8 protein-coding genes and 1 CRISPR repeat array are annotated in these 10543 nt (G+C 68.2%); of the genes, 3 read left to right on the top strand and 5 right to left on the bottom strand.

Annotated elements, in window-relative coordinates:
* Positions 1-24 precede the first annotated feature (24 nt).
* Positions 25-1274: direct repeats of the CRISPR family, unit length 29 nt; unit sequence CCGTTCCCCGCGGACGCGGGGATGAACCG.
* Positions 1275-2021: 747 nt separating this feature from the next.
* Entirely contained in the window at positions 2022-2897 is an 876-nt protein-coding gene (locus SAHL_RS15790) for a DMT family transporter (RefSeq protein WP_123592383.1), read from the bottom strand.
* Between the two features lie 55 nt (positions 2898-2952).
* Positions 2953-4203, bottom strand: coding sequence for a dienelactone hydrolase family protein (locus SAHL_RS15785; protein WP_123592381.1), 1251 nt, complete (start codon positions 4201-4203; stop codon positions 2953-2955).
* A 168-nt stretch (positions 4204-4371) separates the two neighbouring features.
* Here SAHL_RS15785 and SAHL_RS15780 point away from each other — a divergent pair, with 168 nt between their 5' ends.
* The 3 genes from SAHL_RS15780 (at position 4372) to SAHL_RS15770 (ending at position 5804) form a co-directional block, all read left to right on the top strand.
* Positions 4372-4797, top strand: coding sequence for an antitoxin Xre-like helix-turn-helix domain-containing protein (locus tag SAHL_RS15780; protein ID WP_221178002.1), 426 nt, complete (start codon positions 4372-4374; stop codon positions 4795-4797).
* Positions 4798-4814: 17 nt separating this feature from the next.
* The gene (locus SAHL_RS15775) at positions 4815-5507 is read left to right on the top strand and encodes an RES family NAD+ phosphorylase (protein WP_123592380.1); all 693 of its coding nucleotides are present in this window, start codon (positions 4815-4817) and stop codon (positions 5505-5507) included.
* Between the two features lie 99 nt (positions 5508-5606).
* Complete coding sequence (locus SAHL_RS15770) at positions 5607-5804, top strand: hypothetical protein (RefSeq protein WP_123592379.1); 198 nt, start codon at positions 5607-5609, stop codon at positions 5802-5804.
* A gap of 150 nt (positions 5805-5954) precedes the next feature.
* Here the strand turns inward: SAHL_RS15770 and SAHL_RS15765 are convergent, their stop codons facing one another.
* The 3 genes from SAHL_RS15765 to SAHL_RS15755 form a co-directional block, all read right to left on the bottom strand.
* Positions 5955-6851: a DMT family transporter gene (locus tag SAHL_RS15765; RefSeq protein WP_123592378.1), complete on the bottom strand. Its 897-nt coding sequence runs from the start codon at positions 6849-6851 to the stop codon at positions 5955-5957.
* Positions 6851-8701: an ABC transporter ATP-binding protein gene (locus SAHL_RS15760; protein ID WP_123592377.1), complete on the bottom strand. Its 1851-nt coding sequence runs from the start codon at positions 8699-8701 to the stop codon at positions 6851-6853. The genes SAHL_RS15765 and SAHL_RS15760 overlap by 1 nt, the downstream gene beginning before the upstream one ends.
* Positions 8702-8821: 120 nt before the next feature.
* Entirely contained in the window at positions 8822-9211 is a 390-nt protein-coding gene (locus SAHL_RS15755; RefSeq protein WP_123592376.1) for a hypothetical protein, read from the bottom strand.
* Positions 9212-10543 lie beyond the last annotated feature (1332 nt).

Below are 10543 nucleotides of genomic sequence, written 5' to 3'. Positions count from 1 at the left end.
CTCGGCCCAAGCATTCGCTTGGGCCCGTTCCCCGCGGACGCGGGGATGAACCGGTTTCCGCATCACGTATAGATGGGAGGAGTTGCCGTTCCCCGCGGACGCGGGGATGAACCGCGAGTCGGATATGAACATTTGATACCCCGGCACCGTTCCCCGCGGACGCGGGGATGAACCGGACAACGGCCAAGCGGATTACGAAGCGCGGCTCCGTTCCCCGCGGACGCGGGGATGAACCGACGGTGCATGACGCTGACTACGCGGGACAGTCCCGTTCCCCGCGGACGCGGGGATGAACCGCTGTTTTCGAGCAGGAACTGGATCTGAATTTCCCGTTCCCCGCGGACGCGGGGATGAACCGGATCAGGCCCAGATGCGCCGGCAGGAGTTCCTCCGTTCCCCGCGGACGCGGGGATGAACCGACCCAGGGAATGGCACGGAACACGAAGCGAAGCCGTTCCCCGCGGACGCGGGGATGAACCGCATCACAGGAGCCGGATACGCACACGTCACGCCCGTTCCCCGCGGACGCGGGGATGAACCGGTGACGACTGGCTAAAAGACATGCTGGTCAAACCGTTCCCCGCGGACGCGGGGATGAACCGGCGCGGGAGTACAGCAAAGTCCGCGTGTCGCGCCGTTCCCCGCGGACGCGGGGATGAACCGCCGTGGTTGGACGGTGTGGCGGAAAGCCAGAGCCGTTCCCCGCGGACGCGGGGATGAACCGGACACCATCCTAAGCGTCGGCAGCTCCGCCGTCCCGTTCCCCGCGGACGCGGGGATGAACCGACTAGACACGTTCCCTCTTCCAGCAGGTAACCCCGTTCCCCGCGGACGCGGGGATGAACCGGTCTGAATGGCCTTGCCGTTGGCGACCACACTCCGTTCCCCGCGGACGCGGGGATGAACCGACCAGACATATACCCTCATGGTTTCCCCGCAACCGTTCCCCGCGGACGCGGGGATGAACCGCGGCCATTCGTGGACGTAATGGGGCACCCGCTCCGTTCCCCGCGGACGCGGGGATGAACCGACCACCCTCAGGGCTGCCCGGTCCTGGGTGCGCCGTTCCCCGCGGACGCGGGGATGAACCGCCCGCTCGCGGGCTGGTCGTGCGCGATCCGGTCCGTTCCCCGCGGACGCGGGGATGAACCGACGTGATTGGTCCATTGGCGCGGGTCTCTGGGCCGTTCCCCGCGGACGCGGGGATGAACCGTCGAAATCGATGACCACGCTGCCCTCGAGGCGCCGTTCCCCGCGGACGCGGGGATGAACCGTCGGATTCAACCAGAACAAGTTCATCCGAGTGCTGCTCCCCGCGGAGGCGGAGATGAGGCTTGTGACAAGGTGCTGGATCTGTGAGCCGCGGGCCACTGGTATCGATCCATAGGTTCGCGGTTATCGCAGGCCTGGTTGGGCGCTACACTAAACGGTGCACGCGTCCCGCGGAGAATCTGGACACCGCAGCCGCCTGCGTTCCTTTGGCGTGGGTTAAGGCGAATCGTTGGGGATAGTTCCAGTCCCCACCACGTGCTTTTACCGCCGGGCCCGCGCGGCGCCTCGAGGCGTCCCGGGCTCGGATCCCACTATTCGTGTTCGACCGGCGTTGCGCGTTCGGAACAGCGCGTGGCTATCGGAGTCGTCGTCCTTGGACACGGCATGCGGCCTTCCAGATTGCCGAAGACGAGGATTTCGTGATGGGTTTCTTGGTGTGCGCACCACCGGCGGATAGTTCGTCGAGCGCAGTTCCCGGCATATGTGCGGATGCAAACCGGCGCCATGCACGGCGTACTGAAAACGGCCCGCGGTGCCGCCGGCAGCGGCCAACCACCACATGAAAAGCCCGCAGACGACGAAGCGCCTGCGGGCCGGATGAGCACGCGGTGGGACTGGAAATCCCCACAAAGCGCTCGTGTCCGCTAGACAGGCTGCGGTCTCCAGATTCACCGCGTCACGCGTGCCGATTAATTGTAATATGGGCCGCCCGTGAGCGGGAAGCGGCTTCGTCTCCCGACGGCGTGGAATTACCCCTGGCTGGCCGGGTTGCGGCTGGCAATCGCGACGCCGGCCACGGCGATCAGCATGCCGGCGATCTGTAGCGCGCCGAGGGTCTCCCCGAACAGCAGATAGGCGAACACGGCTACCACGGGCGGCACGAGATAGAACAGCGACGCCACGCTGGCGACCGAGCCGCGGCGGATGAGAAACATCAGCAGCGAGATCGCGCCGACCGACAGCCCCAGGGAGGACCACAGCAGGCCCACCCAGTTCTGCCAGACCATGTCGAAGCGCCCGGTTTCGGTGACCAGCGCCACCGGCAGGGTAACGATCGCGGCGCCGATGAACTGGACGGCGGCATTGGTGCGGATATCGGCGGTCGCGCCGGTGCGCTTCTGCCAGATCGTGCCCAGGGTGATGGCGAGCATGGACGCGACCACGGCCACGAGCGGGCCGACGGCGATGTCCTGTACGTCCACGGCCAGGCGCGGTTCCAGCACCAGCAGCGCGCCGCCGAAGCCGAGCGCGATGCCGAGCCACTTGCGGGCGCCGACGGTCTCGCCGAGCAGCGGGAAGGCGAGCACGGCGGTCAACAGCGGCTGCAGGCCGACCACGAGCGCGGCCACGCCCGCGGGCAGGCCGTGGCGCACGGCCCAGAACACCCCGCCCAGATAAATCCCCTGTAGCAGCACGCCGGCGAGCAGGGCGTTGGCCCAGGCGCGTGCGCCGCGCGGCCAGGGCGCGCCCACGGCTACGGCGATCGCAATAAAGGCGGCGACGGTGAGCAGATACCGATAGAGCAGAAATGTCAGCGGCTCGGTATGCGGGGCGACCAGCCGCGCGGCGATGAAGCCGGTCGACCAGATCAGCACGAAGAACAGCGGCAGCAGGCGTTCGAGCATCACGGCCGCGCCGGGCCGGTGGCTGCCGCCACGCGCTGATCGGGCCGCATCACCTTCACTCCTTGTCGGCGCTGGTGGCCCAGTTGGGCATCAGGTCGTTGCTGGGCTGTTCCTTGTCGAGCAGCTTGCGGGCGGTCTCGATACCGGCGATCGGCAGGCCGGTGGGGTCGATCTTGCCGATCTGGACCAGCAGCGAAGCCTGATCCCAGTAGATATGTTCGTTATAGAGCTTGTCGCCGCGAAAGGTCACGATCGCCACGAACGGGATTTCCACGTATCGGCCGGTGGGTTCGACGCCCGGCAGCAGCCAGTCGATCTCGCAGTCGTGGGTGAAACAGAGCACGAACTCGTCGACCATGCGATCCACGCCCACCGTGCGCGAGATCGGCTTCATCTGCAGATCGGCCGGGTTCTTGGGGATGAAGTGGTGCTTGTAGAAGCGCTTGAGATGGTCGTGGCCGGTGCCGCCGGTCATGGTCGGCACGTGGTTCACATACGGCTCGGCGACCATCGTCTGCATCGTGGCGTCCACGTCGCGGGCGGCGAATTCCAGCTCGAAATGATGATCGGCCAGACCGGCCAGATCGTAGTGCGGGCCGAGTGCCGCGCGCAGCACGGCGAGCGTACGGGTGTGCGCCAGACGGGCCGCGCCCGGGTTGTAGTGGTCGTTGCCCCAGCGGTTGAAGGCATGATCAGCGTTGTCGTAGACGAAGACCTGAACGTCGTCGCGATCGGCGAAGGCGGCCCGGATCTTGTCGATCGTCTCGGGCGGCGAGAATTGATCGAGCCCGCCAAAATGCAGCGCCATGGGGCAGCGAATCTGGCCGGCCAGATCGAGGGCGTCGTCGATGCCCACGCCGTAGTAGCCCACGGCCGCATCGACATCGCAATGGGCGGCGGCCAGATAGGCGAGCTTGCCGCCCAGACAGAAGCCGACCACGCCTACGTCGCCCTTGCCCGGCTTTCTGGTGACCTCGGGCAGGGCACGTGCGGCGCGCACGGTCGCGCCGATATCGGCGACAACGCGTTCGACGTCGAGCCGCTTGAAATAGTCGAAGGCCTGTTCGAAATCCGCCGGCTCGTAGCCGAGTTCGATGCCCGGTTCGAACTGATGGAATAGGTCCGGCGCAATGGCGACATAGCCTTCCTCGGCATAGAAGTCGCAGACCTCGCGGATATGCCGATTCACGCCGAAGATTTCCTGCAGCACGATCACCGCTGGTCCGGTGCCGGCCTCGGGCAGGGCGCGGTAGGCCGAAAAACGCACGGCCTCGTGGGTTTCGATGGTGATCGTATCGGCAGTCATGCGGATTCTCGTGGCTTATACAGCGGCACCGCATTATCGGGGTGTGCGGCAGGCGGTGCAAAGCCGGGCTCTCGGTCGGAGCGTGACCGGTCGAGCCGAACGGATAGCTATCAAATGATCAATTAAACGGTTAATATGATCATATGATCATCAAGCGAGTACGGCGTTATGGCACCCCAGACCGCTGAACGACTCAACCTGCGCCCGGACATTCACGATGCGCAGCTGCGCCAGCGCATGAGCCCCGGTGCGCTGCGAACCTGGTTCGCCATTGCGACGCAGTGGGGGCTGACCGATATCCAGGCCGCGCGGCTGCTGGGCACGCCGACGAGCACCTACCGGCGCTGGAAACGAAAGCCGGACGTCACGCTCGATGTCGGCCAGATCGAACGCCTGTCGCTGCTGCTGGGGATCTATAAGAGCCTGGAGATGCTGCTGCCGCGCGCCGATGCGGCCGATGCGTGGATCAAGCGCGCCAACGCCAACCCGCTGTTCGGCGGTGCGCGCCCGCTGGATCGCATGCTGGCCGGGCATACCGAGGATCTGGCCGTGGTGCGCCGGCATCTGGACGCCGAGCGTGGCGGCTGGGCGTGAGCGATTCGCAGGCCCCGATGTTTCCGCTGGCCGCGGTGCGCTGGCGACCGTCCTATCGGATCGTGCCGTCGCGTTTTCCGCCGCGCGGCTTGTTCGACCGCGTGGCTGACCCGGCCGATCTGAACGCCGCGCTGGCAGTCGAATCCTTGACCAATGACCGCCTGCGCGACGAAGCGGGCGATCTGTCGCTGGTGGCGGCCGAGGAACGCATGGCCGGGCCGGGGGCGACGCCGGTGATGGCTGCGTTCACCCATCTCAATCCGGCTGGCTCGCGTTTTTCCGACGGCTCGTTTGGCGTGTTCTATGCCGCGGCCAGCCAGGGCACCGCGGTGCGCGAGACCGTCTATCATCGCGAACGGTTCATGGCCGACAGCGCAGAGCCGCCGATGACGCTGGAGATGCGGGTCTATCACGTGAACGTTGTCGGCGACCTGCGGGATCTGCGCGGCCATTGTGTGGCGGCCGCGCCCGTGCTGGCCGCCGACGACTATCGCGCCGCGCAGGCTTTCGGCGGGGCCGAACGCGCGGCCGGCGGCTACGGCATCGTCTACCCCAGCGTGCGCGATGCCGCTGGCGAACGCGTGGCCGTCTTTCGCCCGCGCGTGCTGTCGCCGGCCGTCCAGGGCCGGCATTTCGGCTATGTCTGGGACGGTGTGCAGATCACCGATGTGGTCACGCTCGGCGACAGTGGGATCGCGCCGCACGGCTGACACGCCGGCGATCGTCGCGCCCCTGCGACAATTTGCCCTATCGGTGTAAATGACCGGCACGTCTAGACTTTTCGTACCGTTTGTCTGCCTGTCGTTCGTATGCCCGTTCGTTCGTCCTGCCGCGCGCCGCGCTGCCTCACGCCGGTCGCCGCCGCGGCCCTGTTCACGTTCGCCGAGTTGGCGGGCGCCCAGGCGGCGTCACAGCCGGCCAGCGAGTCGGTGGGCACGCTCGAAGCGCTGACGGTCGAAGGCACCGCCGTCGAGACTGCGATCGCCGGCGAGCGAGCAACCGGCTGAATCTCGCGCCCGAGGAATCGCCCGCGATGGTGGATACGATCACCCGCGAAACCATCGAACGACGTGGCCTGCGTGTATTCACCCAAGCCACGCGTACGCTGCCCGGCGACGACCGAATTTCCGCCGCGCCGATATCGCTGTCGCGCCGAATCAGCGCCGGTACCGCTCGGCCAGGCCGATCCCGCCGAGCACCAGCGCGAGCGCGGCCACGTGGTAGCCGCGCAGCACTTCGCCGATGAACAGCATCGAGAACAGCGTGCCGAAGATCGGCACCAGATTGATGAACAGACCCGCGCGGTTGCTGCCGATCATCTCGGTGCCGCGGATGAAGCAGCTCTGGGCGACGAGCCCCGGCATGGTCGCGGCGAAGGCCACGACCGCCCAGCCCTGCAGGTCCGGCCATAAACCACGCGGCCCGGACAGCTCCCACGCCGCGAACGGCAGCGACGCCAGCCAGGCGGCCGCGCAGAGCACGGTGATGAAGCTCAGCCAGTGCATCTGCGGTTTCATGCGCAGCGCCGCGGTATAGCCGCCGTAACAGGTAATCGCGACGAGCATGAGCGCATCGCCGCGATTGAGGTCGAGGCCGAACAGGCGCGCCGGGTCGCCGGCGGACACGGTCACGGCCACGCCGGCGACCGTCATCGCGAAGCCCACGAGCTGGGCGCCGCGCGTGCGCTGGCGCAGCACCAGAAAGTTGAGCGCGAAGATCACGCCGGGCATCGCCGCCTGTTCGATGACCACGTTGATGGTGCTGGTGTGGTTGAGCGCGGTGTAGAGCGCGGCGTTGAAGCCGCCGAAACCCACGCCGCCGTACGCCGCCAGCAGCGCGGCATGGCGGCGAATGACCGGCGCGTCGCGCTTGAGATGCGGCCAGGCGACGGGCAGCGCCACCAGCGCGGCCAGGCCCCAGCGCAGATGCGTGAGCAGCAGCGGGCTGATATGGCCCACCGCCAGCTTGCCGGCGACCGCGTTCGCCCCCCAGGCCATCGCGGTCGCGATGAGCAGTGCATAGGCCAGCCAGGCCGTGTGCGTCCGCGCGGCCATCAGCGGGCGGCGCGCACGTCGACGTCTTCGGCGAGGAAGCCGCCGGACTGCAGGGCCCAGAGTTTCGCGTAGAGCCCGTTCGCGGCCAGCAGTTCGGCGTGGCTGCCGGTTTCCACAATGCGGCCCTCGTCGATGACCACTAGCCGGTCGAGCGCGGCGATGGTGGACAGCCGGTGGGCGACCGCGATCACCGTCTTGCCGGCCATCAGGCGGTGCAGGTTCTCGGTGATCGCGGCCTCGATCTCGGAATCCAGCGCCGACGTGGCCTCGTCCAGCAGCAGGATCGGCGCGTTCTTGAGCATCACCCGGGCCAGGGCCACGCGCTGGCGCTGACCGCCCGAAAGCTTGACGCCGCGCTCGCCGACCCGCGCATCGAGGCCGCGGTGACCGTACACGTCGACCAGATCGTCGATGAATTCGCGCGCGTGCGCGGCTTCCAGCGCGGCCGCGATCTCGGCGTCGGTCGCATCGGGGCGGCCGTAGCGGATGTTGTCGCCCACCGAGCGGTGCAGCAGGGCGGTGTCCTGGGTGACCATGCCGATGTTCGCGCGCAGCGATTCCTGAGTGACGGCCGCGATGTTCTGGTCGTCGATGAAGATGGCGCCGCCCTCGACGTCGTGAAAACGCAGCAGCAGCGATAGCAGCGTCGACTTGCCCGCGCCGGAGCGCCCGACGAGGCCGACCTTCTCGCCCGGCGCGATCGCCAGCGAGAAGCCGTCGATCACGCCGGCGCCGCGGCCGTAGTGAAAATGCACGTCGTTGAAGCGGATCGCGCCGGCATGCACGGCCAGCGGCGGTGCGCCGGGCGCGTCGTCGATCGACTGCGGGCGCGAGAACGTCGCCATGCCGTCGCGCAGCGTGCCGATGTTCTCGAACAGCTGCGAGACCTCCCACATGATCCACTGCGCCATGCCGTTGATACGCAGCACCAGGCCGATCGCGGCCGCCACCGCGCCGGCGCTGATCAGGGCCGACTGCCACAGGCCGATGCCGAGCGCGGCGACTGCGAACAGCAGCAGCGAATTGAGCACGTAGAGGCTGGCATAGAAGGCGTTGATACGCCGCATCTGGGCGTAGACCGTGTCCAGGAACGCGCGCATGCTGCGGCGCGCGTCGCCCGCCTCGCGCCGGGTGTGGGCGAACAGCTTCATGGTGGCGATATTGGTGTAGGCGTCGACCACGCGCCCGGTCATCTGCGCGCGGGCATCGGCCTGGCGCTCGGCGATACGCCCCAGCCGCGGCACGAAATAGCGCAGCAGCGCGACATAGCCCGCCAGCCAGACGAGAAACGGCATCGCCAGGCGCCAGTCCGCGCCGGCGACGAGCACCACGATGCCGGTGAAATACACCGCCACGTAGAGCATCACGTCGAGGAACTTCATCACCGTCTCGCGCACGGCGAGCGCGGTCTGCATGAGCTTGGTGGCGATCCGCCCGGCGAACTCGTCCTGGAAGAAGCCCAGCGATTGGTTCAGCAGCCAGCGATGCACCTGCCAGCGAAAGCGCATCGGAAAATTGCCGGACAGCGCCTGAAAGGTCACCAGCCCTTCAATAAACACCAGCAGTGGCAGCAGCACGAGCACGACGATCGCCATGCCCGTGAGTGCCGCGCCGTTGTCGGCCATAAAGGTCTCGCGCTCACCGGTCTCGAACCAGTCCACGATATGGCCGAGAAAGGCGAACAGCGAGACCTCGATGATCGAGATCAGCGCGGTCAGCACCGCCATGGCGACGAGCAGCGGCCAGACCGGCTTCGCATGGAAGACGACGAAGCGCCACAGGTTGTCGCGCGGTGGCGTGCGGTCGTCGTCGGGAAAGGGCTCGATCAGTCTTTCGAACCAGGAGAACATGCGGGCTCTGCGCGTTCCGGCGCCTCGGTTGCGGTCGGCGCGGCAGTCTACCGCGAACCGCTCGTTGTCCGCCGGACCGCCCGGTCGGACGGCCCGGCGATGGCTCGTGTCTGCGCGCGATCAGCGGTTGCCAAGCCGGGCGACCGGATCGATCTTGCCCATGCTGGCGTGGCCGTCGCCCGGCCGATAGTGCTGTGCGACGGGGGTCGAGTCGATGACGTGCGCGGCCGTGGTCTCGCCGAGGTCGCCGGCCGCGGTGGCGCCGTTCATCCGCGAGCGCGGATCCTCGCCGAGCGGCTGGGTTGCGGGCGCCCGAGGGCCCGAGTAGACGACGTGATCATGGGCCGTCTCGCCGAGCTGGTCGGCGGGAATCGCGCTGCGCATGCTCGACTGCGGGGCCGGCCGGTCGGCCTCGGCGACGCCGGCCTGGGCGACAGCGCCGCCGGAGCCGACGGCCAGCGCGAGGATGAACGCGAGAGCGGCGGGGCGTGGAGTGCGGTTGAGTCTCATGACGATTTCCTCTCGAAGTGTGATCTGTCGCGCTAGCGCCGGAGCCGCGCGCGGGTGACCGGTGCGCGGCGTTTGCCGCAGCGTCGATGTCCCTGGCGGCAATCAGCGGCCGGCCTATGAGGTCGCGTTGGTGTCGCGGCGTCCGCTTATAACTGCATGCGGCATACAATTGTATTGATCGGGTCGGATTCAAGTGCTGCGCCGCAAAAAAATCGTGATGCCGCAGTACGGTCGTGATGGCGCTGCCGCGTCTTGAGACGGCCCGGCGGGCCAGCGGTCGTGACCCCCGGGCTGGGCGCGCCTGCACTGCCGGTCACCAGGCCCGAGCGGATGACTCTCGACGTAGACCGGGCGCCGGGCGACCTGCGCCAGACGGCGCGGGCGAGGCGCGGGTCGGGTCCTTACGGGGCGCTGGGCCGACAGGACCGCGCCTATCGAGGGCCCGGCCCGATACCGAAGTGACCGGGGCCGGACGAACTAGCGGGCCTGCCCGCGCCGGCCCGCGGCCCGTGTCGGGCAGGGCAGCCGGCGACGGGTGGAAAAGTCAGGCCCTCGGCGGAATTGTGATGTGACCGTAACGAGGCTTCGGCGACATCCGCCCGCTGCGCCGACGTGATCGACCCGTCTCAGCGAGAGCTGTGTCGGCATTCGATCGATTGCGCCCGGCACCGCGCCGAGGCGAGGGTCGCGCCATCCTCCCGATAGGCGTCCGGGCCGCGGATCGGGATGTTCGGGACGAAAAGACCGGATGCGAACGCCGGGGCGGAGACCGCACATCGCGCCTGGCCGTGCCGCGCCACAGTGCGCCTGGGTGGATGGTTCGTGAACGGCCCGACCCTACGGGCCAGGCGTCTCATGACGTTCGCGAGGTGCGGCGATCCCGCGTCGTCGCCCGCTGGCGCAGAATGACGGCGCGCACTGCGCCTAGTCCTGCTGCAAGACAGCCCTTGGCGCGGCCTCGGATGGGGTGTGAGCGCAAATCCGGTGCATTGCCGGAGCTCCCGATGTCTCGCGCGCGATGCGGCGGCTGCGGCACGCGATGGCGTGCGTGACACCCGGGGCGAGATGCCGTGCTCTGCTGCTCCGGAGATCACGATGCCGCGGTGGCTGCCGGCCGCGTTACGGCGGGGATCAGGCCAGCGCCGATGGCCTTTGGTATGGGCGGCTGCGGCGGCTTCTCGGGGGGACGTGGCTACCGGTTGCCGAGCGTCGACTCGCTCCGTTTCGGGGCGGCCTGAAGGCGGCCCGCCGCGGCGCCCATCCGGCGGCGCATCATGAGTCGCGATCGCACGCGGCCACGCGCTGGGGCGCCTGCCGGTGACGGCTCGGTCG

The organism is Salinisphaera orenii subsp. halophila YIM 95161 (assembly GCF_003732545.1).
Taxonomy (GTDB): Bacteria; Pseudomonadota; Gammaproteobacteria; order Nevskiales; family Salinisphaeraceae; genus Salinisphaera; species Salinisphaera orenii_A.
The sequence above is the reverse complement of the archived record's forward strand: the minus strand, read 5'-3'. Positions and strand labels throughout refer to the sequence as shown.

Coding starts and splice junctions, on each gene's coding strand:
- SAHL_RS15765 (WP_123592378.1), bottom strand. CDS start 6,851: ATGGCCGCGCGGACGCACACGGCCTGGCTGGCCTATGCACTGCTCATC.
- SAHL_RS15785 (WP_123592381.1), bottom strand. CDS start 4,203: ATGACTGCCGATACGATCACCATCGAAACCCACGAGGCCGTGCGTTTT.
- SAHL_RS15775 (WP_123592380.1), top strand. CDS start 4,815: ATGTTTCCGCTGGCCGCGGTGCGCTGGCGACCGTCCTATCGGATCGTG.
- SAHL_RS15790 (WP_123592383.1), bottom strand. CDS start 2,897: ATGCTCGAACGCCTGCTGCCGCTGTTCTTCGTGCTGATCTGGTCGACC.
- SAHL_RS15755 (WP_123592376.1), bottom strand. CDS start 9,211: ATGAGACTCAACCGCACTCCACGCCCCGCCGCTCTCGCGTTCATCCTC.
- SAHL_RS15760 (WP_123592377.1), bottom strand. CDS start 8,701: ATGTTCTCCTGGTTCGAAAGACTGATCGAGCCCTTTCCCGACGACGAC.
- SAHL_RS15770 (WP_123592379.1), top strand. CDS start 5,607: ATGCCCGTTCGTTCGTCCTGCCGCGCGCCGCGCTGCCTCACGCCGGTC.
- SAHL_RS15780 (WP_221178002.1), top strand. CDS start 4,372: ATGGCACCCCAGACCGCTGAACGACTCAACCTGCGCCCGGACATTCAC.